The organism is Nesterenkonia aethiopica (assembly GCF_039534665.1).
GTDB lineage: Bacteria > Actinomycetota > Actinomycetes > Actinomycetales > Micrococcaceae > Nesterenkonia > Nesterenkonia aethiopica.
In genome coordinates, this window is the sequence record NZ_BAAAVT010000013.1 from 16,659 (window position 1) to 39,969 (window position 23,311).

Consider the following 23,311-nt stretch of genomic DNA (forward strand, 5'->3'; position numbering starts at 1 on the left):
AGATGGTGAAGAAAGTGTGAAAATGTCTGACTGTGTTGATTCTGGAGGCTCTTGTGTAGAGTCCTTCCAGGACCTGTGACGGGCAGGCGACGACGACCCGGAGGAGAGCACGCATGAAGGTACTGGTGACCGGCGGCGCCGGCTACATCGGCAGCGTGGTGGCCCAGCAGCTGCTGCGTGCCGATCATGAGGTGATCGTCCTGGACGACCTCTCCAAGGGGCACGCCGACGCCGTGCTCCCCGGTGCGACCTGGCACCAGGGCGGGCTCGCCGAGGCAGCCGAGGTGCTGGACCCCAGCGTGGACGCCGTCATCCACCTGGCCGCGAAGTCACTGGTCGGCGAGTCCGTGGAGCACCCGGAGCGCTACTGGCACGGCAACATCGTCGCCTCCCTGGGCCTGCTCGACGCCATGCGGGACGCCGGAGTGCAGCGCATGGTGTTCTCCTCCACCGCCGCCGTCTACGGCAATCCGATCACCGAGACCATCGTGGAGGACCACCCGGCCGCCCCGATCAATCCGTACGGGGCCTCCAAGCTGGCCATCGACCATATGCTCACCGCCGAGGCGAAGGCCCACGGCCTGGCGGCCGTCAGCCTGCGCTACTTCAACGTCGGCGGCGCCAGCGACGGGCTCGGCGAACGGCACGACCCGGAGACCCACCTCATCCCGAACCTGCTGAAGGCCGCCGCCGGCCGGGGCGGCACGGCCAAGCTCTTCGGCACCGACTATCCGACCCCCGACGGCACGGCGGTCCGGGACTACATCCACATCCTGGATCTGGCCGCCGCCCACCTGCAGGCCATGGAGTGGGTTCGGCCCGGCACCCATGAGATCTTCAACCTCGGCACCGGGGTGGGGTCTTCGGTGCGGCAGGTGATCGACGCCGTCGAGCGCGTCACGGGGCGCACCGTGCCGGTGGAGGAGCATCCCCGCCGCGCCGGCGACCCGGCCACTCTCGTCGCCTCCGGCCAGAAGGCCCGGGACGTCCTCGGCTGGGCGCCGCAGCACACCCTGGAGGACATCATCCGCGACGCGTGGGCGCACCTCTGAGAGGGCGGGGTCTACGATGCGCCCCGGAGGCTCAGCGCGGCGTCGTAGAGCTCCCGTGAGCTGAACCCGTGGTCGGCGGCCACCTCTTTGGCGGCGACCTTCAGCTTCACTCCGGCCTCAGTGCGGCGCAGCACCTCGGCGGCGAGCTCCTCCGCGGTGATCTCCTCCTCGGGCTCCTCGGCGCCGCCGATCACCAGCACCACCTCACCGCGCACCTCCCGTTCGACCAGCTGCTCGGTCAGCTCGCCGAGGGTGCCGCGCAGCACCTCCTCATGCTTCTTGGTCAGCTCGCGACAGACGGCGGCGCGGCGGCCGGCGCCCAGCTGCTCGGCCAGCTCGGCCACCGTGGCAGCGGTGCGGTGCGGCGACTCGAGCAGCACCGTGGTCCACTCCTCATTCACCAGTCGGCGCACCAGGCGACGCCTCTCGGCTCCCTTGCGCGCCGGGAATCCGGCAAAGGTGAACCGGTCAGTGGGCAGCCCGGAGAGTGCCAGCGCCGTGGTGACCGCAGAGGCCCCGGGCGCGACCGTGACACCCACGTCGGCGGCGATCGCGGCGGTCACCAGGCGGAAGCCGGGATCCGAGACGCCGGGCATTCCGGCGTCGGAGACCACCAGCACCCGGGCGCCTTCTGTCGCGGCCGCCACCACCTCCGCGGCCCGGGCGGCCTCGTTGTGCTCATGCAGGCTCACCATCCGGCCAGCTGGGGAGACGCCGAGGGCCTGGCACAGGTGGCGGGTGCGGCGGGTGTCCTCGGCGGCGATGATCTCTGCGCTGGCCAGCAGCGCCCGCAGGCGGTCCGTGGCGTCCGAGAGGTTGCCGATCGGCGTGGCGGCCAGCACCACCGGGGCGTCCCAGAGTCCGTCCGGCAGGGCAGGGGCGGGGGAGGGGGAGGTCATGGTGACCGACTCTCTGCAGGGGACGGGGACGGCGGGCACCAGCGTGCCACAGGGGCCGGTCACGTAGCATACCCAGAGTGGACGGGACTCTGACCAGCCGCGGCACCTCCTCGGTGCCTCCGGGCGCCGCCTCGCAGGCCGCGCGTCTCGATGCCGAGCCGTTCCGCCCCGGACTGCTGGGCTGGGTGGTCCCGCTGCTGGTCACCCTCCTGGCCGCCGCGCTGCGGCTGCCCGGGCTGGGGCATCCTCACCAGCTCATCTTCGACGAGACCTACTACGCCAAGGACGCCTACGCCCTGCTGATCGCCGGCCACGAGCTGGTCTGGCCCGAGGGCGCGGACGACGCCTGGCTGGCCGGGGATCCGCAGCCCACGGAGGAGGCCGCCTATGTGGTGCACCCGCCGCTGGGCAAATGGCTGATCGCCCTGGGCCTGCAGGGCCTCGGTGCCGAGACTGCGGCCGGCTGGCGGATCTCCGCCGCGGTGGCCGGGACTCTGTCGGTGCTGCTGGTCAGCCTGATCGCCCAGCGGATGTTCCGCTCCGTGCTGCTCGGCGGGGCGGCGGGCGTCCTGACGGCGGTGGACGGCCATCATCTGGTGATGAGCCGGGTGGCGCTGCTCGACATCTTCCTCATGCTGTTCGTGCTGGCGGCCTTCGGTGCCCTGCTGGCGGACCGGTATCGAGGCCGACGACGGCTCGCCGCCCTCGGCCCCGGCGCCCCGCTGCTGTGGCGCCCGTGGCGGCTGCTCGCCGGGGTGCTGCTGGGTGCGGCGGCTGCGGTGAAGCTCTCCGGGCTCGCCTTCCTGGCGGTGTTCGGCATCGTGGTGGTGCTGTGGGATCTGCAGGCCCGACGGGCTGGAGGGGCCCGCCGGTGGGGCCTGGCCGGGCTGAGGGATGCCGGGGTGGCCGTGGTCACCGTGCTGCCGGTGGCCGCGCTGACCTACCTGGCCTCCTGGGTCGGGTGGCTCCGTTCGGGCACGGGGTGGGGCAGGCTCTGGCATGAGAGCCATCCTGCCGAGGGGCTGGCCGCGCTGGTGCCCGGGCCGGTGCGCTCGCTGTGGCAGTACCATCTGATGTCCACGGACTTCCATACGGGGCTGGATGCGGGTCATGACTATGCCTCCACTCCCTGGACCTGGCTGTTCATGGGCAGGCCGGTGTCCTTCCACTATGAGTCCTTCGACCCCGGCGAGGCCGGCTGTCGGGTGGAGCGCTGCTCCTCGGCGATCCTCGACCTGGCGAACCCTGTCATCTGGTGGGCGGGACTGATCGCGCTGGTGCTGGTGTTCGCCCTCTGGCTGGGGCGCCGGGACTGGCGTTTCGGGGCGATCCTCTCTGGCTATGTGGCCGGTTTCGCGGTCTGGCTGCTGTTCCCGGGCCGCACCATGTTCTTCTTCTACACGATCGCCTACCACCCCTTCCTCATCCTCTCCCTGGTGGCGGTCGGGGCCATCGTGCTGCGTGCGGGCACCGATCCACAGCGGTTCGCAGCGGAGGAGGTCCGGGCCAACCGGCGGCGCAACACGGTGGTCATCCTGAGCTTCCTGCTGCTGGCGACGGCGGTGTCGATCTTCTTCCTGCCGGTCTGGACGGGGGAGCTCATCGACTACGAGCAGTGGCGGCTGCGTATGTGGCTTCCCTCCTGGGTCTGACCGTCTCGACCACGCTGTCCTACCAAGAAGTAACTTTTGTCGTTCAGCTCACATCCAGGCACCCTCGCAGGGCTATAGTGTCTGCCGTGACTTCCACCGCCCCCCTCACCGAGGCCACCACTGAACACGTCGTCCAGCTGGACCCGAGCATCAACGTCACCCACGGGGTGCTGGCCCTGTTCGAGACCTCGCCGGCGCACCCGGTCTACGCGGTGCCCAACGGGTCCGGCGGGTGGGTGGACGTCACCATCCGCGGCTTCGTGGCCCAGGTCCGGGCGGTGGCCAAGGGGCTCATCGGCCTCGGCGTGGAGCCCGGCCAGCGGGTGGCCGTCATGTCACCGACCTGCTACTCCTGGGCGGTGATGGATCAGGCCATCTGGTTCGCCGGAGGGGTGTCCGTGCCGATCTATGAGACCAGCTCCCCGCGTCAGGTCGCCGATGTGCTCGCCGACTCGGGTGCCGTGCTCGCCCTCACCGGCAGCGAGGACATCGCCGCCACCGTGCACCGCGCCGTCGACCTGGCGGCCCAGGAGAAGGACGGACCGGCGGCCCGCATTCCGGTGCGCGGCATGCGTACCCCCCGGGATCTGGAGACCATCGTCGACCACGGCACAGGCGTCGACGACGTCGCCCTGGAGAGGGCCCGCACCACGGCGCGCCTCGACGACGTCGCCACGCTGGTCTACACCTCCGGCACCACCGGGCGCCCCAAGGGGGTGCGGATCACCCACCGCAACCTGGCCGAGGGAGCGGCTAACATCGTGCCCTTCGCCCGGGAGATCCTCGGAGCGGGCACCTCCCGGACCCTGATCTTCCTGCCGATGGCCCACGTGCTGGCCCGCGCGGTGCAGCTGATCTGCCTGCACCACGGCGTGCAGGTGGCCCACAGCCCCAGCACCTCCACACTGCAGCAGGATCTGGCCAGCTTCCGGCCCCGATGGCTGCTCGGTGTGCCCCGCGTGTTCGAGAAGGTCTACCACGGGGCGGCAGCCGCCGCTGAGGCCTCCGGGAAGGGCCGCGTCTTCGAGGCCGCCCGCCGCACCGCCGTGGAGTACTCTCAGGCCCTCGACGCCGCCGCCGCCGGGCGCGGGCCCGGACCTTCAGCCGCGCTGAAGGCCCGCCGCGCGGTGTTCTCCCGCCTGGTGTACTCCAAGCTCCATGCTCGGCTCGGCGGAAGCGCCGAGTACATGATCTCCGGGGCGTCCCCGCTGAACGCCGAGATCGCCCACTTCTTCACCGGCATCGGCGTGCCGGTCAAGGAGGGCTACGGACTCACCGAGACGACCGCGCCCATCACGCTCAACATCCCTGGGGCGACCCGGATCGGGTCGGTGGGCCTGCCGGTGCCGGGCTGCACCGTCCGCATCGCCGACGACGGGGAGGTCCTGCTGGCCGGACCGGTCGTCTTCGACGGCTACCACCACGACGACGCCGCCACCGACGAGGCCTTCGTGGACGGTCTCTTCCGCACCGGGGACCTGGGCGCGCTCGACGCGGACGGGTTCCTCTCCATCACCGGACGGAAGAAGGAGCTGCTGGTCACCGCCGGAGGCAAGAACGTGCACCCTGCCCCGCTGGAGGAGACCGTCCGAGCCCACCGCCTGGTGGGCCAGGCCGTCGTCGTGGGCGATGACCGCCCCTTCGTCTCCGCCCTGGTGACTCTGGACGCCGAGGCGCTGCCCGCCTGGTGCGCGGAACAGGGCATCGGGGCGCTCAGTCTCACCCAGGCCGCTGCGGACCAGCGCGTGGCCGCGGCGATCCAGACCGCGGTGGACGAGGCCAACGCCGCCGTTTCCCGGGCCGAGTCCATCCGGAAGGTGCGCATCCTGGACGCTGAGCTCAGCGAAGACTCTGGGCACCTGACGCCGTCGATGAAGCTGCAGCGGCACAAGGTGATCGCCGACTTCTCCGAGGAGATCGAGCAGCTCTACGCCGGCTGAGGTCGCTCCACGGCGACTCGCGCGCACCGTCGAGGTCGCCTGCGAGCGACCCCAGGAGACGCCGCGCGACGGATGGTCGGCGGGATCCGGCTCCGTAGCGTGGAGTCCATGAACACCACGCACAGCTTCTCCGCCCCTTCGACCTCCTCGACGCCGGGTGCCGCCGACCGGCCCCCGCTGCCTTGGCTGCTCATCCTCGGACTCGGCGCCGTGGCGCTGGTCCGCCCGCTGCTGCACATCACCGGACTGAGCAGCGCCCCCGGTGTGGCCGCCGGCGCCGTCGCCGTGAGCGCCACCCTCGTCATCTCGGTGATCTGGATCGCCGTCGTCGTGCTGGCGCGCGTGCAGCGGCCCCTGCTGACGCTCGTGCTGGCCGGTCTGACGTATGCGGTGCTGAGCATGCTGCTCTCCGCAGTCCTGTCTCCGCTGCTGGACGGCGAGCTGCAGGGGCCCTTCGCCCACCCGATCGCCATTCCGGCGGTGCTGATCGTCAACCTGATCTGGGGCGCGATCACCGGAGCTGTGGCCGCAGGCCTCCGCCGCGTGATCGACCAGCGACCGAACCGCCGCTGATCCGCCCTTGCCCGCGGTGCTGGCTTGCCCGGGGTACTAAGCTGGTGGGTTGTGAGTGAGACCCGCCAGCAGACCACGGTGACCCCAGGGCAGACCCCGCAGGCCTACATCCCCGCCGCCGACCGCCTCCCTGAGGCCGAGCGGCCGGTGCGCGACGCCGCCGAGGAGAGCTCGGGCCGTCGTCGTCGCCTGGAGTACCCGCCCGCGCCGGAGCCCCTGGACGTGCCGGTGATCGACAACCACGCCCACCTGGACTTCCGAGACGGCCAGGTGGCCGTCTCCGTGGAGGCCGCCCTCGACGCCGCCGAAGCGGTCGGGGTGGCCGGCGCTGTCTGCGTGGGCTACGACGTCGCCTCCTCCGAGTTCTCCGTGACCGCGGCCGCGGCGGATCCGCGGGCCAAGGCCGCCGTCGCGCTGCATCCCAACGAGGCCCCCGAGCTCACCGCCGCCGGCGAGTTCGACGATGCCTTCGCCCGCATCGCCGAGCTGGCCGCCGATGAGCAGGTCGTCGCCGTCGGGGAGACCGGGCTGGACCACTTCCGCACCGGGCCCGACGGCGTGGCCGCCCAGCAGGAGAGCTTCCGCCGGCACATCGAGCTCGCGGTCGAGCGCGGCCTGGCGATGCAGATCCACGACCGGGACGCCCACGAGGACGTCGTCGCGGTGCTGCGCGATGCCCCCGCGCTGCCCCGGTCGGTGGTGTTCCACTGCTACTCCGGGGACGCCGAGCTGGCCCGGATCTGCAACGCCAACGGCTGGTACATGTCCTTCGCCGGCACGGTGACCTTCAAGAATGCGGGTCATCTGCGGGAGGCCCTCGACGTGGCCGACCCCCACCTGATCCTGGTGGAGACCGACACCCCCTTCCTCACCCCGCACCCGTATCGGGGTCGGCCGAACGCGCCCTACCTGATCCCGCAGACCATGCGGCTCATGGCCGAGGTGCGGCACACCGAGCTGGACGCGCTGTGCCAGCAGGTCATGCTCAACACCGTCCAGGCCTATGGGAGCTGGACGTGAGCGGCGGCGGCCCGGAGCTGCTCTCCGCCGCCCACATCCGGGACCTCGCTGAGGGACTCGGCGTCCGCCCCACGAAACAGTGGGGGCAGAACTTCGTCATCGACCCCAACACCATCCGGCGCATCGTCGGTCTGGCCGAGCTGCGCGGCGATGAGCATGTGCTGGAGGTCGGGCCCGGGCTGGGCTCGCTGACCCTGGGACTGCTGGACGAGGCCGCGAAGGTCACCGCCGTGGAGATCGATCCCGCCCTGGCGGGGCAGCTGCCCGAGACGGTGGCGCTCATGCGGCCGCAGCGCACCGAGGCGCTGCGCGTGGTGCCGGAGGACGCTCTGCGGGTGGAACCCGAGGCGCTGCGCTGGGAGGACGACGGGCCCGAAGTGCTGGTGGCCAATCTGCCCTACAACGTGGCAGTGCCGGTGGTGCTGCAGCTGCTGCAGGTGCTGCCCTCATTGCGCAAGGGCCTGGTCATGGTCCAGGAAGAGGTCGCCGATCGGCTGTGCGCCGGCCCGGGCTCCAAGATCTACGGAGTCCCCAGTGTGAAGGCCGCCTGGGACACCCGCATGCGGAAGGCCGGGGTGGTCGGCAAGAAGGTCTTCTGGCCCGAGCCGAGGATCTCCTCCGGTCTGGTGCGCTTCGACCGGGTCGAGCCGGCGTCGCAGGCCGTGACCCGCCAGGAGGTATTCGCCGTGATCGATGCCGCCTTCGCCCAGCGGCGGAAGACGCTGCGCGCCGCGCTGGCGGTCTTCGCGGGGTCCGGCGCCCGGGCGGAGCAGATGCTGCGCACCGCCGGGGTGGATCCGCAGGCCCGCGGTGAGACGCTCGACGTCGGTGCCTACACCCGCATCGCGGAGGCGCGGCGGCAGCTTCCCGAAGACACCGCCTGACCGGACGGCGGCGGTCGGAGCAGATCTGCGGGTGCGTCAGGCCCAGACGGTAGAGTGCGGAGGCACCCAGAGACGTGGTCGCCCTCGGGCTGAGGGGCGCTGAGACGCGGAGGATGGAACACGCATCATGAAGGACAGCGAATTCTTCGGGCATGTCACGGCCGTGGCCCCGGGCAAGGTCAACATGAGCCTGCGCGTGGGCCCTCCCCGCGCCGACGGATACCACGAGGTGGCCACCCTGTATCTGGCGGTGGGGCTGACCGAAGAGGTCACGGCAGCCCCCCGGGAGGATGAGGCGATCACCGTCAGCCTCTCGGAGCGCTCCGCCTTCAGCGACGTGCAGCTTCAGGACCCGGACACGGGGGAGACGGTCACCGCGGCGATCCCCGTCGACGAGTCCAATCTGGCGCACCGGGCGGCGGCGTTGCTGCGTGAGCGGCTGGGGCACCGTCGGGGAGTGGACCTGACCATCACCAAGAACGTGCCGGTGGCCGGCGGAATGGGCGGCGGCTCCGCGGATGCGGCGGCGGCCCTGGTGGCCTGCTCCGCCCTGTGGGAGGCCGGCCTGTCCAAGGAGCAGCTCGCGGAGATCGGTTCCGCGCTGGGTGCGGACGTGCCCTTCGCCATCCTCGGCGGCGCCGCCGTCGGACAGGGGGTGGGGGACGAGCTCTCGCCGCTGCTGACCCGCGGGGATCTGCATCTGGTGATTGTGCCCTCCAACACGGGCCTGTCCACTCCGGAGGTCTATCGCCGGCTGGACGCCATGCGGGAGGAGGCCGGAGTCCAGGCCGAGGAGCCGGCGCTCGATCCGGACCTGGTGCGAGCGGTGTGCACCGCCGATGCGGAGCTCGTCGCCGCCCTGATGGCCAATGATCTCCAGGCTCCGGCGGTGAGCATGGTCGGCTCTCTGGAGGACATGATGGACGTCGGCCTGGTGGAAGGGGCCCTGCAGGGGATGGTCTCCGGATCCGGGCCGTCGGTGCTGTTCCTGGCCCGCGACGCCGAAGCCGCCGGGCAGCTGGCCACCCGGCTGGAGGAGCGCACCTCGGTGTGGGCGATCCCGGTGAGCGGGCCTGCGCCTGGGGCGCATCTGCTCACGCACCGCGCCGGTGAATGAGCCCGGTGGCGCCCGCCTGAGATCACGCCGCGCGCCCTCTTGACGCACCCCGTGTGAGGCAGATTACACTCGTCGTCACATCATGGACCTTAGTTTTCACATTGCGGAAACATGTCCTGTGACAGTCTGAGCCTCGTCATGGCTCTGCCGGGACACGGCATGAGCAGCGAGGCAGGCCGGCGAGGAGGCGCGATGACCACGGGAAGAACTGAGGGCGCAGGCGGGACGGCCGGGGGACGGGGTGCGGATCAGACCGCCGGTCCGATGCGCGAGGCGACCATGGGCGACGGCGTGGACTGCGCCGAGGCCTTCGACGTCGCGGCGGCGGATCCGGACCTGTGCAATGAGAGCCTGGCGCCCCTGTCGCAGTCGCAGCGGCGGTGGGGCGCATTCGAGATATTCAACGTCTGGTCCAATGACATCCAGTCGTTGGCCGGCTATACGCTGGCTGCCAGCCTGTTCATCGCCGCCGGCATCAACGGATGGTACGTCTTCGCCGCGATCCTGCTGGCCGGATTCATCATCCAGGGTCTGGTGGACCTCAGCGGCAAGCCGAGCGTGAAGTACGGATTCCCGTACCCCGTGCTGGCTCGGGCTTCGATGGGCGTCCGGGGTGCGCAGTTCCCTGCGCTGGTCCGAGCCGTGGTGGCCATCTTCTGGTACGGGGCGCAGACCTACTTCGCTTCCACCGCGATCGCGCTGGCGCTCAACGCCCTGTTGGGCTCGCCCGGCGGTGCCACGCTCCTGGGCATGGACGGGGTCTCCTGGGCCTCCTATGTGCTGGCCTCCGCCCTGCAGGTGGCGCTGTTCATCGGCGGAATCGAACGGATCGGCCGATTCCTGAACATCGCCGGCCCGGGCGTCTATCTGGTGATGATCGCCCTGCTGGTGGCCATCTGGATCCAGGTGGGGGCGGACCTTCCGACCGCGGTGGCCGGGATCTTCTCCCGGGACGAGGTCACCGGATGGGCGGCGGTCAGCGCCTTCGTGGGCGTCACCGGAACCATGGTGGCCTACTTCGCGGCTGTGGTGATCAACTACGGGGACTTCGCCCGCAACGTGCGCAGCCACCGGGCCATGCGGATGGGCAACTTCCTCGGGCTGCCGGTCAGTCTGGCGCTGTTCACGTTCCTGTCGGTGTTCATCACCGCCGGAGCGTATGTCCTCTACCAGGAGGGCCAGGGGACACCGATGACGAACCCCACCGACATCGTCGCCGCCGTGGACAACACCCCGCTGACGGTCCTGGCCGCGGTCACCTTCCTCGTCGCCACGCTGGGTATCAATGTGGTGGCGAACTTCATCCCGCCGGCTTACTCGCTGTCGAACCTCGCGCCGCGGCACATCAACTTCACCCGGGCGGGGTGGATCACGGCGGCGGCGGGCTTCCTCATCGGGGCCCTGTGGGTCTCGGTGATCTCCGAGTTCGGCCTGCCGATGTTCGTGGACACCCTCGGAGCATTGCTGGCGCCGCTGTACGGGATCATCGTGGCCGACTACTACCTGGTCAAGCGCCAGAGGATGGACGTCCAGCAGCTGTACTCCTCGGATCCCGAGGGGCTGTACTGGTACCAGAAGGGGTGGAACGTCCGGGCCATCTTCGCCTTCTCCGTGGCCTCGGTGCTCTCGATCATCCTGGTGTGGACGCCGCAGCTGGACGACTACAGCGGCTTCGCCTGGATCCTCGGTGCCGTCGTCGGAGGGCTGCTTCACCTGGTGGCCATGCGAGCCAACCGGCTGGCCTCGGCGTCGTAAGGCTCAGGTCCGCGCCGCCGCCGGGGTGGTCAGGTCGGGCTGGACCCGGGGACGGGAGGGTTCGTCCAGCCGGATGCACACCACGCCGGCGAGGATGAGCAGCCCGCCGAGGAGCTGAATGATCGCCGGCAGTTCGCCGAGCAGCAGCCAGGCCCACGCCACGGCGAAGAGCACCTCCGTGAGTCCGACGAAGGAGGCGAGCTTGGCCTGCAGGCGCCGGGCTGCGATGACCCCGGTCGCATAGGCGACGCCGGCGGCGATGATGCCGAGCCACAGCACCGGCACCCACCACGGCACCACGGCCCCGGCCAGCGGGACGTCGTCAGCGGCCATCTCGAAGGGCACCGCACCCAGGGCTCCGGCCAGCGCCAGGGCGGCGGCGCCCAGCAGCATCGCCAGCGAAGTGAACGCCAGGGGCGGCAGGCCCGTAGACTCGTCGGCGCCGACCAGGAAGAACACCGCCAGGCCCACGGCGGCCAGCAGCCCCCACAGCACCCCGATCATGCTGATCTGCGCGTCGCTGAAGACGTCCAGCACCAGCAGCAGGCCGGTCAGAGCCAGGCCTATGCCGGCCAGGGTCAGAGCCCGTGGCGTCTGGCGGCGGACGGCCCAGAGCCACAGCACCACCAGGATCGGGCCCAGGTACTCCAGCATGAGAGCGACGCCGACGGTGAGGTGGGTGACGGCCAGGAAGAAGAACAGCTGACAGCCGGCGACCGCCAGGGCTCCGAAGAGTGCCACATGGGCCCACGTGCGACGGCGGCGAAGCAGCTCCCAGTGCCCGCGCATCTCTACGGCCGCCAGCGGGAGCAGCACCAGGGCGCCGATGAGGATCCGCAGTGTCACCGCCGCGGCGGGGGACCAGCCGGAGTCCAGCAGCCCTTTCGCCACGCCGCCGGAGGACCCGAAGGCGACGGCCGAGAACAGGGCGATGAGCAGGCCGACGGCGAGCCGGCGTGAGGAGACCTGGACCGCCACGGGCCCTCCTATCATGGGTGTGGAGCAGCAACGTCAATGATGGTAGACCGCCCGGAGATCACGTACAAAGATGACTTTCACCCATGATGTCGACGTCGCGCTGGCCAACGCCGCCGCTTTGGTGAACACCGCACCGGAGGTGATGCGCGCCGGGGCCGCGCCGCGGGAGGACTTGCCGGATGTCGCCGCGCTGGACGCGTTCGTGGAGCAGTGGCGGTGGACCGGCAGTCGCACCCACGACGCCGACGAGCTGCAGGGCGTCCACCGATTCCGGAAGGACCTGCACGCGGTCTGGTCGATGGACACCGAGCAGGCGGTGGGACAGGTCAACACGTGGTTGGCGGAGGCGCAGGCGCTGCCGCAGCTGGTCACCCATGACGACTTCGGTTGGCACCTGCACGCCACCGCCGCCGAGGCGCCGCTGTGGCGACGCATGGCGGTGGAGGCCGCCATGGCGCTGGTGGACGTGATCCGTGCCGAAGAGCTGGACCGCCTGCGCGTCTGCGCGGCGCAGGACTGTGCGCAGGTGCTGGTGGACCTCTCGCGGAACCGCTCCCGCCGATTCTGCTCGGTGACCTGCGGCAACCGCCTTGCCGCGGCGGCCTACCGCAGCCGCCGGGGGTGAGGGCTCAGTGTTCGGTTTGGGTGCAGGCGGGGCATCTGGGGTAAGTGTTAACGCATGGCGCATCTCCTCGGAGCCGAAGGGCTCAGCATCACCTTCGGCACTCGCACCGTCCTGGACGACATCACCCTCGGCATCGACGCCGGGGACAGGATCGGCATCGTGGGCCGCAACGGGGACGGCAAGTCCACCCTGATGCGCCTGCTCGCCCGCCAGTCTGAGGCCGACTCCGGCCGGGTCACCTGGCGCGGCGGCGTCTCCGTAGGCTTCCTGGACCAGTCCGACGTCCTCGACGGGGAGGCCAGCATCCGCCAGGCGGTGGTCGGGGACATGGCCGACCATGAGTGGGCCTCCGACCCGAAGATGCGGGACATCGCCTCCGGGCTGCTGGGCGGGCTGGACTGGGAGCAGCCCGTCGGCGCGCTCTCCGGTGGGCAGCGGCGCCGGGTGGCGCTGGCGAAGCTGCTGATGAGTGACCACGATGTGCTCATGCTCGACGAGCCCACCAACCATCTCGACGTCGAAGGCGTCGCCTGGTTGGCGCACCACCTGAAGACCCGATGGAAGGCCGACGAGGGTGCCTTCCTGGTGGTCACCCACGACCGGTGGTTCCTGGACGAGGTCTGCACGCTGACCTGGGAGGTCCATGACGCCACGGTGGAGTCCTTCGACGGCGGCTATGCGGCCTATACGCTGGCCCGCGCCGAGCGGGACCGGGCCGCCGCCGTCGAGGAGCAGAAGCGCCAGCAGCTGGTGAAGAAGGAACTGGCCTGGCTGCGCCGCGGCGCCCCGGCCCGGACTTCGAAGCCGAAGTTCCGCATCGACGCCGCCAATGCGCTGATCAATGACGTCCCCGAGCCACGGGACACGGTGAGCCTCAAGAAGATGGCCACCGCGCGGCTGGGCAAAGATGTGCTCGACCTGGAGCATGTCGGTCTGACCGTGGATGCCGAGGGCGGGCGCAATGTCCTCTTCGACGACGTCACGTTCCGTCTGGGCCCGGGGGAGCGGGTCGGCGTCGTCGGCGTCAATGGCGCGGGCAAGTCCACCCTGCTGAAGCTGCTGGACGATCGGGTCCGCCCGGACGAGGGCCGCGTGAAACGCGGGAAGACCGTGCGCACCGCAATCCTCTCCCAAGAGGTCGAAGAGCTGCGTGACCGCGCGCACATGCGGGTCCACGAGGTGATGACCGAGGAGAAGCAGGTCTTCGAGGTCGGCGGCAAGGAGCTCTCCGGAGGCCAGCTGCTGGAGACCCTCGGGTTCAGTCGGAGCCGCCAATGGACCCCGGTCGGGGACCTCTCCGGCGGCGAGCGGCGGCGTCTGCAGCTGCTGAAGCTGCTCACCGGCGAGCCGAACGTGCTCATGCTCGACGAGCCCACCAACGACCTCGACACCGACACCCTCGCCGCCATGGAAGATCTGCTCGACGGCTGGCCCGGCACCCTGGTGGTGGTCAGTCACGACCGCTACCTGCTGGAGCGGGTGACCGACCACCAGGTGGCGCTGCTCGGCGACGGTGCCCTGCGGGCTCTGCCCGGCGGGGTGGAGCAGTACCTGCGCATCCGGGCCGGACAGGAGCCGGTGCCCGGTGCCGCGAACCGGACCTACCGCGGGCAGTCCACCGCCCAGGCGGCGGCGGCACCCGGTACGACGACGGTCCCCGCAGCATCGAGCGCTGGGGTGTCCGCCACTGCGGCGGGCTCGTCGGCGCCCGCGGGGGCGCAGGCGTCCAGCTCGGGAGCCTCTGAGGCCCAGAAGCGGCAGGCCAAGAAGCAGATGGCGCGGATCGAGAAGCAGATGGAGAAGCTGGGGGAGCGCCAGCAGCAGCTGCATGACCAGATGGCCGCCGCCTCCGAGGCCGTGGACCTGGACCGGCTGCGTGCCCTGCAGGCCGAGCTCGACGACGTGGACGCCCAGCTCGCCGAGCTGGAGGAGACCTGGCTGGAGGCCGGCGAGCTCGTGGAGTGAGGTCCTCCACCGTGTCATGTCCAGGTGCTGCCCAGCTCCTGGTCACGCGTTCTTCACCGCTGGTCACATCAGTCTGGCCAGGGATTGGCCGGTCGTTCACGTGCGCACGTCAGAGTTGTCGAGGCCCCAGGGGCTATCAGCCCGGGGCGACTCTGACCAGCAGTGACGAAAGGAACGACGATCGTGGATCTCTTACGCGTCCGAGCCGCACGACCCGCCGCGACCGGTGCGGTGCTGGCTGCGGCTGCCCTGCTCGCCGGCCCGGCCGCCGTCGCACAGGGTGACAGCACGACGCAGTCAGACAGCACATCGCCTGGCACCACACAGGCCGGTTCCGGGTGGAACGACGACGCCTACCGGGGTGAGGTCGAGGTGATTCCGGGAGATGACGAGACTGCGGATATGGTCTCCGGCGTGGTCTTCGAGGACGCCGATCGCAGCTCCACTCATGACGATGGAGAGAAGGGCGTGGCCGGTGTCCAGGTCTCGAACGGGCGCGACGTCGTCACCACAGACTCCGAAGGCCGCTACGAACTGCCGCTGGAGGACGGCATGGATGTCTTCGTCACCCAGCCGCGCGGATATCAGGTGCCGGTGGATGAGGACAACGTCGCGCAGTTCGCCTACACGCACATGCCCCAGGGGTCGCCCGAGCTCGAGTACGGCGGCCTCGAGCCCACAGGCCCGGCTCCGGAGGCGCTGAACTTCCCGCTGGAGAAGGACATGGGCGCCAAGCACCCACATCAGAGCTGCGTCATCGGCGGGGACGTGCAGACCTATGACGAGGACGAGGTCGAGTACGCACGCGCCGGCGCGTTCTCCGACCTCGCCGCTCGGAAGGACTACAGCTCCTGCGGCGCCCTGTTCATCGGCGACGTCGTCGGTGACGACTTGGCACTCTATGACAGCGTCCGGGAGCTCTCCGGAATGCTCAACGGGCCGGCCCGGTTCCTCCCGGGCAATCATGACCTGGACTTCGACGCCGAGTCCCGCGAACACTCGGTGGACACCTTCCGCGCCCAGCTGGGGCCGCAGTACTACTCCTACGACGTCGGCAAGCTCCACGTCGTCGCGCTGAACTCCATCGAGTACCCGGTCGGCGACGGGTACAACGGGGCCCTCGGGGAGCGGCAGCTCGAGTGGCTGCGCCGGGACATCGCGGAGGTCCCAGAGGGCCGGGCGATCGTTCTCGCCACGCACATCCCGCTGCTTGACTTCGCTGACCAGGGCAGTGACGTCCACCAGGTCGACGAGGTCGCAGAGATCTACGAGATCCTGGAGGGCCGCGAAGTCATCACCGTCGGCGGGCACACCCACAGCATCGAGAACCTGCGCGCCGGGGACAGCCTCACCGGGTGGGAGGAGACCTTCGGTGTGGAGGAGCTGCCGTTCACCCACCTGACCGCCGGGGCCATCTCCGGAGACTGGTTCTCCGGAGAGATGCTCGAGGAAGGCTATCCGACGGCGATCCAGCGCGACGGCGGAGTGCCCGGGGTGATCACCTTGGAGGCTCGTGGTGAGCACCTCACCGAGCGGTTCACCGCCCGCGGAGACGACGGCTCCACCCAGATGAGCCTGGGGCTGAACACCCCGGCCTACCGTGACTGGTTCGCCGCGCACGAGGACGACGCCGGAGAGGCCCCTGAATTCGAGTCTCCGCTGGAGGTCCCGCAGGAGGATCTGGGAGAGGCCTGGCTGACCGCAAACTTCTGGATGGGCGGCACAGGATCCACCGTGGAGGTCTCCCTCGACGGGGGCGAGCCGGTGGAGGCCGAGCGCACTCAGCAGATGCAGGGCGAGGGGCAGCGGGTCGGCGCCGAGCACTCCGATCCGACGGCGGTGCAGCAGCAGCTGGTGCACGGAGGCAGCATTGCGGACCGGAGCATGCACCTGTGGCGCCTGGACCTGCCGGAGGACCTGGCGTCGGGCACCCACTCTGCTGAAGTGACTGCCACCGATGTCCACGGAGACGAGTTCACCGACACCGTGGAGTTCGAGGTCATCGACTGAACGGCTGCCCGCCGCACGGTCGGTGCGTCGTTAGACTGGCCCCGATGGGGGATGTCTTCGCAGGACGCTACGAACTCGTCGACCCGCTGGGCGAAGGCGGCGTCGGCACGGTCTGGCGCGCCTGGGACCACCGACGGCAGACCTACTGCGCCGCGAAGGTCCTCCGCCAGGTGGATGCCACCTCCCTGCTGCGCTTCATCCGTGAACAGAGCCTGCGGTTGGACCACCCGCACGTGCTGGCCCCCACCGGATGGGCGGGGGAGGACGACAAGGTCCTGTTCACCATGCCGATCATCCGCGGCGGCTCAGTGTCCACACTGGTGGGGGACTTCGGGCCGTTGCCGCCCCGCCTGGTGGCCCTGCTCCTGGACCAGCTGCTCGCCGCGCTGGAGGCCATCCACTCCGAAGGCTTGGTCCACCGGGACGTCAAACCGGCGAACCTGCTGCTCGACGCCACCGGACGGGACCGGCCCCAGCTGTGGCTCGGCGACTTCGGGATCGCCGCGGGCATCGACGAGCCCCGGCTCACCCAGGGACCCTACGCGCTGGGCACACCCGGCTACCTGGCGCCGGAATGTCTGCGCCTGGGGTGGGACCCCGATCCTCGGGCGGATCTCTACTCCGCCGGCATGTGCGCGGTCGAGATGCTCATCGGGCTGCGTCCCGACCAGGACACCGAGGCCGCCGAGGCGCTCGCTGGCGCGGACCTGCCGTACCCGCTTCCCCCGAGACTGGTCGATATCGTCACCCGACTGGCAGCTCCCAGCATCACGGCCCGCATCCAGGATGCGACGACGGCGCGACAGGCCCTGGTCGAGTCGGAGCTGTTCACCGACCGGCTCCCGCTGGAGGGGATCCTCGGGGACGTCGAGGTCTTCGACCAGGTTCCCGAGCTGCCGCCCGAGTGGACTCCTCGCGGCCCGGCCGATGGGCATGGGGCCGCGGTTCCAGGACCCCCACCGAGCAAGGCCGGGACCGCCCCTGATGCCGCCGCCCCAGGGACAGACGATGCAGAGACGGTCGCCGCGTCGACGGCGATGCTCGACCATCGCTCCGCACCGACTCGACCGGTCGCGCCTGCGGCGACCCAGCCAGCCGGACAGCACCCCGCCCAGAACCCTGCACACAACCCCGCGCCCAGTCCGACGCCGAACCCCACACGGGGTCCCGGTGTGGGCCCCAGCCCGAACTCCGGCCCGGCTCCACGATCACCGGAACCGGGCCAATACACCGGCGGACAGCCGCAGACGAGCCTGTCCGCCCACACAGGGGGGACCCCGACGGCTCACGGTGGGGCCGCCCGGCGAGCTCCGAGGCTCCGTGGCATCGGGATCGCCCTGGGACTGATCCTGCTGGGTCTGCTGGTGCTGCTCTTCACGTTCTGGATCGTGCTGACCTGACCCGTCACTCCCGGTACAGGCCGGCGCGGGTCAGTGCCGGTCAGTGCTGTTCAGGACCCCGCCCCCACGAAGGCTGCTCCGGTGCGGCGCCGCCGGCGGGAGGCCTCTGGTCGTAGGGCCTCTGCCCATAGCGGCTCGGAGAGGACGGCGGCTGGCCATACGGTCCGGCCCCGTAGACCTGCTGTCCCTGAGGTGTTGGTCCCTGAGGCGCCGGTCCCTGCCAGGGGGCGGGCCCTGCTCCGTCCGGAAGCGGCCGGGGATCCCGGATGACTCGGACCAGCACGATGGACCCGGAGCCGATCAGGAGCAGCCCGACCACGGCCAGGACCGCGACGACGGCCGTGCTGTCGCCCAGCGCGCTGATCCTGGTCAGAGCGCCGGTGCCGGGCCCGTCAGCGGTCACCTCGCCGCCGGAGAACGTCGGCCACGCGCCCTCGTAGTCGTCGGGGTAGGCGGGAGCGCCGTCGCCCGCCTCACCGAACGTGTCCAGGGTGAGACGGTAGAAGAGGGAGAGGCTGTCTGAGGCGTCGTGCTCATCGGCGGTGACCACCAGGTAGTGATCCCCGGCGAGCATGTTGTAGTTGAACTCCCGGTTGAACCAGCGGACCGGGCCGGGGCTGACCCGGCTCTGGGTGGCGGAGGACGTGCTCAGCGTGCCGGAGTCATGGTCCACCAGCGCCCGCAGCGGGTTGGTGACCGCCAGGGACACCGAACCCATCCCGGCGAGCCGGTCTGCGAGGTGCTCGTCCGGCTCCGGGAAGAACGCTTCGGCCTGGAGGCGTTCGCCCCAGTCCACCGGCACACGGAAGATCTGCGTCTCGCCTGGCCGGATCGTCACTTCGTAGGTGCTGCCGGGCTCGAGCTCAGGTGCCATGCCGAAGGACCGGCCGGGTTCGATCTCCAGAGCCCCAGAGACGTCACGGCCGATGTCTCGCCAGTCATGGTCGAAGCCTTCGTCCGGCGGAGGCAGTTCCCCCAGGCGTACCGGTCGCGGCTCCTCATAGACGAGGATCTCCAGCGGCTGGCCCACGCTGACGGCGTCCTCGGGGTCGGCGTTGAGTTCGATGGTCAGCACGATCTCTTCGGAGGAGCCGCAGGTCCCGTCGGCTCCTCCGTCCAAGGGCGGACCTGCGGCGACGTGGGTGGTGCGCAGATGGTCCAGGAACCCGGAGGCGGAGCTCGAGATGGTGTCGGAGGCGCACAGATCGCCCTCCCAGGTGCCCATCTCCACCCGCACCTGGTCGCCGTCGCCGGACTGACCCAGCGTGGTGATCCCCACGTGGAGAGTCGAATGCGCGACCTCTCGGGGGATCCGATAGTGGAGCGTGCCGGTGGTGAACTCATCCAGGTACTGGGTGCCGGAGCTGAGCGCGACGGCGTCGCCGGGGTTGGATCCGCCGGTGATCTCCTCACCTTGCAGGACCGGCTCCTGCACAGTGTCCTGCACAGTGTCCTCGCCTGCGGCGGCGGCCTCAGGGCCGGGCAGCAGCATGACCAGCAGGGCGCCGCCCATGGCGGCGATGGTCCGGTAGGGGGCTCTGATGGTCATCTCCCGGGCCTCTTCGACGGTGCGGTGCGGCGGGTCCTGATGACCGGTCGTGGTGTGGCGGCCTTTCATGGCGTCCTCCCCGGGTGGTCCCCTCGATCGTGGGGTCGGCATCTCTGGCGGCATGTCGACGGCACGGTCTCGGGGCCCGGAGGTCAGGAACCCTCATCGTGCAGTCTACTGGCGGCGACCCCGGGCCAGGAGGGGACTCCTCCCGTCCCGGGGCCGCCATCGTGGACGAAGCGTGCGGTCGGTGTGCGAGTGCCCCTTCCTCAGGCCCGTCCGTCCTCCTGCTCGTCCTCCCGCTCGTCGCGTCCAGGTCGCAGTTCCTCGGGGTCCTCCGCGTACTCCGGGGCGCCGTCACCGGCTTCGCCGAAGGTGTCCACCGTGAGCCGGAAGGGCAGGGTGAAGGTGGCGCCGTCGTCGGTGTGGTCCATCACCAGCGTCACGTAGTAGTGACCGGCGGTGTCCGTCACAGCGACACCGGAGGTCGAGGACTCGCGGTTGTGCCAGCGGACCTCTTGGGTCATGGCCTGGAAGATGTCCGAACGCTGGGCACCGGTGCGGCCCGAGTCGTAGTCGACCATCCCGCGGTTCGGCGAGAGGATGCCCACGCTGGTGTGCAGCGAGGAGAACTTCTCCGCAGTCTCCATGTCCGGGGCCTCCAAGTAGGCCTCGGCCTGCAGGTGCTCACCCCATTCCACCGGCACCCGGAACACCAGGGCCTCACCAGGGATGATGCCCCCGTCATAGGTGGTGCCGGGTTCCAGGATCGGCGCGTGGTTGAACGAGGTGCCGCCGACCACGTCCTGGGCGCCCCGGGGGTCACGGCCCATGTCGGTCCACTCCACCTCGCCGCGCTCCGCCTCGGCGGGCAGATCCGTGACGTTCAGCGCCTCAGGCTCCTCGTAGATCATCAGTTCGAAGGCCTGCCCCAGGGTCTCGGCATCCGCGGGGTCGCCGATCTGCTCCACGGAGAGGATCAGCTCGTCGGCCTCGCCGCACGGGTCCTCCCCGGCGTCGCGCTCCGGGTCCCGGTACCCGCTGACCTGCGCGGTACCGAGGAAGTTCAGCGTGGCGAAGTGGAAGCCTGACATGGTCTCCCGGTCGCAGCGGTCGCCGTCCCAGGTCTCCAGCTCCATCCGGATCCAGTCGGAGTCGCCGTGCGGATTGTGGGTGGTCAGGCCCACGTGGACCGAGGAGTTCTCCAGCTGGCGGGGAATCCTGTAGTGCAGCGTGTGCTCGGTCAGGGTGTCCACGTACTGGTGGCCCGTCTCCAGCTGCGGAGCCTCGCCCCAGTTCTCTCCACCGGTGACCTCCTCGCCGATCAGGCTGAACGGTTCGAAGGCCCGGTCGGAGACCCGCTCCAGGGTCCGGGTGAGCGAGTCGACGTCGTCGGCGTCGTAGTATTCCCCGTCAGCCACGGCGGCGATGCACTGCAGCTGCTCACGGGCGGTCTCCTCCACGTGGTAGCCCACGGTGTGGATGGTGACGTCCACGCCCTGGGAGGCGATGGTGTCGGCCACTTCGCAGGGGTCCGGCACGCAGTTCTCCTCGCCGTCGGAGACCAGCACGATGGTCCGCGGGCCGGTCTGGCCGAGGTCGCCGGCGGCCTCGGAGAGCGCGTGCGCCAAGGGAGTGCGTCCGCCGACGGCGTCATAGGCCTGGATCGCGTCTCGCAGCTCGGCACGGTTGTCGGCGCCGACCGGGACCACGAGCTCGGAGTCCTCGCAGGCGGCGGGGTCGGTGTAGTCCGTGACCTCACCGGCGAACACGCGGAAGCCGACCTGCTGGTCCTCGTCGAGGCCGTCGACCACCTGGTGCAGGGCCTCCCGGGCCGCCTCGATCCTGGTGGTGCCGTCGGCGTCCGGCTCGGACATGGATCCGGAGGCGTCGAGGACCAGCAGCAGCTCGCCCTCGTCAGAGTCCGTCGGCTCCTGGGTGATGTCGGGCCGCTCGGTCCGCATGTCGCGGTCCTCGCGGCGGTCCCGGTCATTCTGCTCCTGCCGGTCGTCGACGTCGGCGGTGATGCTGGCGTGCGCGGCGGGGGCGGCGGCACCGGTGAGTGCGGCGGCCAGGCCCAGTGCGGTCATGGTGCGCCATGCTGGGGTGTCCATGATGTTCTCCTCCGTGAGATGAACTTTGCACTAGCAACTCTAAGGAGTTGCGACTGCAAAGTCAAGGGTCGTCATGGTGGCCCTCAGGTGTCATCCGGTGAAGCACCAGCTCCATGGGGGATGGTCCGGTGGGGCAGGGGCGTGCTCCGGTGTTCGGGTGTCGTCGCATGCCGTCCCCCGGCGGAGTAGACTTCGCATGAGTGAATGACGGTGACGGATGGAGAGGAGGCGTCCATGACGGTGGAGGAGAACATCGAGGCTCAGCGGGCCGCCTATGGCGAGCCGCTGTCCGGGATCTTCGGCCGGGTCAAGCAGGCCTTCGGCATGAATCAGTCCGAGCTGGCCGGTGTGCTGGGGATGTCTGCGCCGATGCTCTCTCAGCTCAACAGCGCCCAGCGGGTGAAGATCGGCAATCCGGCGGTCCTTCAGCGGCTCCAGGCTCTTGATGAGCTCGCCGAGCAGCTGGATCAGGGTGCTGTGGAGCCGGCAGAGATTCCGGGTCGGCTCGAAGGGATCAGGTCGTCGACCGGGCGCTTCACCCGGACGACCTCGATGGTCTCGGCCGAAGGTGGGGATGCCGCCGTCGTCGCGGGTGTGCGCCACCTGCTGCGGGCTGTGGCGTCGGGGCAGCAGATCAAGGAGGCCGCCGACCAGCTCGAAGGGGGCGCTCCCGGGTTGGCCGAGGTGCTGCGGACCTATGGGCTCGGCTCCGTCGGGCCTGCCCTGGATCACTACACACGCCACAAGGACCTCTTCTGAGAGGTCCTTGTGGGCTCAGCGGCGGCCAGAACGGGAGGTTGTGCTCACTCCTGTGATCCGTAGGCCTCCTCGAGGACGTCCTCGGGGATCTCCAGCGCCGGGATCTCGTTGAACTGGGAGTACTCCGCGCCGATCTCCATGCCCAGGCTGATCGGGCCTGCGGAGTCCTTGGTGTGGAGCGTGAAGGAGAACTCCTCCACGTAGAAGGTCTCCGGGTCGACGGCGACGTCGACCGTCATCTCGGTGTCCTCCGGCTCGTAGCCGTCCAGCGTCAGGGAGAACGGGGCCTCGAAGGCGTCGAAGACCTCGCGGTCGCTGCCTCGGTAGCTGAGGCGGTAGGCGCCGTCGAAGTCTACCTCCAGAAGCTGCTCCAGCTCGCCGATGCCCTGCGCCACCCTGCTGTATCGGCTGTCGTCCTCGCTCTCCTCCGGCTCCATGTCCAGATCCTGCTCCCAGCCTGCTCCGTCGGTGTTCGAGATCGCCTGGCCGTCCTGCACGTAGGCCTCGAAGGACTCCAGCACCTCTCCGTCCTCAGCGACGGTGCCGGAGATGAGGGCCTCGGAGAAGTCCTCGGCGCCCTCGGTGGTCATCTCCAGGCGCTGATCCTGGGCGGCCCAGAGCGCGTCGAGCTCGAAGGTCATGACCATCTCGGTGCGCAGGGTCTCGAGGGTCTCTCGCGCGTCGAGCATATGGGCGATGACCTCTCCGTCCTCCACCGGGTGGGTGAGGGAGGCTCCGGGCTGATCGTGGTTGGCCCGCTCCGCCTCCGCGGAGGATGAGTTCGAGTTCACCTGGCTCTCGCCCGGTGACAGGCTGACGCAGCCGGTCAGGGCCAGCAGGGCGACGCCGGCCGCCGCGGTGAAGCTTGTGGTGCGCGTGGGGAATGTCGTCGATGTCATGATTCTTCCCGTCTGTGAAGAGATCGTCTGCGATCTTCGCTGGTATTCACGTAGGCAAATGTAGTGCTTTGCAATAGGGAAGTCAAGATGTGAACTCCACGGGCCTCTCATGCGAAGATG

18 protein-coding genes are annotated in these 23,311 nt (G+C 70.0%); 13 read left to right on the plus strand and 5 right to left on the minus strand.

Features of this window, described 5'->3' with window-relative positions; genetic code table 11:
* The first annotated feature begins 113 nt into the window (after nt 1-113).
* Nucleotides 114-1,052, plus strand: coding sequence for a UDP-glucose 4-epimerase GalE (gene galE, locus ABD658_RS10600; RefSeq protein ID WP_344682606.1), 939 nt, complete (start codon nt 114-116; stop codon nt 1,050-1,052).
* A gap of 11 nt (nt 1,053-1,063) precedes the next feature.
* On the opposite strand, the gene rsmI is transcribed toward galE, so the two are convergent.
* The gene (gene rsmI, locus ABD658_RS10605; protein ID WP_344682604.1) at nt 1,064-1,951 is read right to left on the minus strand and encodes a 16S rRNA (cytidine(1402)-2'-O)-methyltransferase; all 888 of its coding nucleotides are present in this window, start codon (nt 1,949-1,951) and stop codon (nt 1,064-1,066) included.
* Nucleotides 1,952-2,028: 77 nt separating this feature from the next.
* Here rsmI and ABD658_RS10610 point away from each other — a divergent pair, with 77 nt between their 5' ends.
* The 7 genes from ABD658_RS10610 (at nt 2,029) to ABD658_RS10640 (ending at nt 10,892) form a co-directional block, all read left to right on the plus strand.
* Complete coding sequence (locus ABD658_RS10610; protein WP_344744508.1) at nt 2,029-3,603, plus strand: dolichyl-phosphate-mannose--protein mannosyltransferase; 1,575 nt, start codon at nt 2,029-2,031, stop codon at nt 3,601-3,603.
* 86 nt (nt 3,604-3,689) lie between these two features.
* A complete protein-coding gene (locus ABD658_RS10615; protein ID WP_344681159.1) occupies nt 3,690-5,543 on the plus strand; it encodes an AMP-dependent synthetase/ligase in 1,854 nt (617 codons plus the stop codon).
* 108 nt (nt 5,544-5,651) lie between these two features.
* Entirely contained in the window at nt 5,652-6,116 is a 465-nt protein-coding gene (locus tag ABD658_RS10620) for a hypothetical protein (protein ID WP_344681161.1), read from the plus strand.
* A gap of 108 nt (nt 6,117-6,224) precedes the next feature.
* Entirely contained in the window at nt 6,225-7,136 is a 912-nt protein-coding gene (locus ABD658_RS10625) for a TatD family hydrolase (RefSeq protein WP_425574505.1), read from the plus strand.
* A complete protein-coding gene (gene rsmA / locus ABD658_RS10630; RefSeq protein WP_344681165.1) occupies nt 7,133-8,020 on the plus strand; it encodes a 16S rRNA (adenine(1518)-N(6)/adenine(1519)-N(6))-dimethyltransferase RsmA in 888 nt (295 codons plus the stop codon). The genes ABD658_RS10625 and rsmA overlap by 4 nt, the downstream gene beginning before the upstream one ends.
* A gap of 127 nt (nt 8,021-8,147) precedes the next feature.
* On the plus strand, nt 8,148-9,137 hold the full coding sequence (locus tag ABD658_RS10635) for a 4-(cytidine 5'-diphospho)-2-C-methyl-D-erythritol kinase (protein WP_344681167.1): 990 nt from the start codon (nt 8,148-8,150) through the stop codon (nt 9,135-9,137).
* Between the two features lie 192 nt (nt 9,138-9,329).
* Entirely contained in the window at nt 9,330-10,892 is a 1,563-nt protein-coding gene (locus ABD658_RS10640) for an NCS1 family nucleobase:cation symporter-1 (RefSeq protein ID WP_344681169.1), read from the plus strand.
* A 3-nt stretch (nt 10,893-10,895) separates the two neighbouring features.
* Here the strand turns inward: ABD658_RS10640 and ABD658_RS10645 are convergent, their stop codons facing one another.
* Nucleotides 10,896-11,870 (minus strand): EamA family transporter, encoded by a 975-nt coding sequence (locus tag ABD658_RS10645; protein WP_344681171.1) that lies wholly within the window; start codon nt 11,868-11,870, stop codon nt 10,896-10,898.
* A 70-nt stretch (nt 11,871-11,940) separates the two neighbouring features.
* Between ABD658_RS10645 and ABD658_RS10650 the strand changes: the two genes are divergently transcribed.
* The 4 genes from ABD658_RS10650 (at nt 11,941) to ABD658_RS10665 (ending at nt 17,870) form a co-directional block, all read left to right on the plus strand.
* Complete coding sequence (locus tag ABD658_RS10650) at nt 11,941-12,495, plus strand: CGNR zinc finger domain-containing protein (RefSeq protein ID WP_344681173.1); 555 nt, start codon at nt 11,941-11,943, stop codon at nt 12,493-12,495.
* A gap of 54 nt (nt 12,496-12,549) precedes the next feature.
* The gene (locus ABD658_RS10655) at nt 12,550-14,460 is read left to right on the plus strand and encodes an ABC-F family ATP-binding cassette domain-containing protein (protein WP_344681175.1); all 1,911 of its coding nucleotides are present in this window, start codon (nt 12,550-12,552) and stop codon (nt 14,458-14,460) included.
* Between the two features lie 183 nt (nt 14,461-14,643).
* Nucleotides 14,644-16,470 carry a calcineurin-like phosphoesterase C-terminal domain-containing protein gene (locus ABD658_RS10660; protein ID WP_344681177.1) on the plus strand — a complete coding sequence of 609 codons (1,827 nt, stop codon included), beginning with the start codon at nt 14,644-14,646 and terminating at the stop codon, nt 16,468-16,470.
* A 44-nt stretch (nt 16,471-16,514) separates the two neighbouring features.
* On the plus strand, nt 16,515-17,870 hold the full coding sequence (locus ABD658_RS10665; protein ID WP_344681179.1) for a serine/threonine protein kinase: 1,356 nt from the start codon (nt 16,515-16,517) through the stop codon (nt 17,868-17,870).
* Nucleotides 17,871-17,910: 40 nt separating this feature from the next.
* Here the strand turns inward: ABD658_RS10665 and ABD658_RS10670 are convergent, their stop codons facing one another.
* On the minus strand, nt 17,911-19,488 hold the full coding sequence (locus tag ABD658_RS10670) for a hypothetical protein (protein WP_344681181.1): 1,578 nt from the start codon (nt 19,486-19,488) through the stop codon (nt 17,911-17,913).
* Nucleotides 19,489-19,688: 200 nt separating this feature from the next.
* Entirely contained in the window at nt 19,689-21,533 is a 1,845-nt protein-coding gene (locus ABD658_RS10675) for a vWA domain-containing protein (RefSeq protein WP_344681183.1), read from the minus strand.
* Nucleotides 21,534-21,737: 204 nt separating this feature from the next.
* On the opposite strand from ABD658_RS10675, the gene ABD658_RS10680 reads away from it, so the two are divergent.
* The gene (locus tag ABD658_RS10680) at nt 21,738-22,292 is read left to right on the plus strand and encodes a DNA-binding protein (protein ID WP_344681185.1); all 555 of its coding nucleotides are present in this window, start codon (nt 21,738-21,740) and stop codon (nt 22,290-22,292) included.
* A gap of 44 nt (nt 22,293-22,336) precedes the next feature.
* Here the strand turns inward: ABD658_RS10680 and ABD658_RS10685 are convergent, their stop codons facing one another.
* Nucleotides 22,337-23,191, minus strand: coding sequence for a DUF6612 family protein (locus ABD658_RS10685; RefSeq protein ID WP_344681187.1), 855 nt, complete (start codon nt 23,189-23,191; stop codon nt 22,337-22,339).
* Between the last annotated feature and the right edge of the window lie 120 nt (nt 23,192-23,311).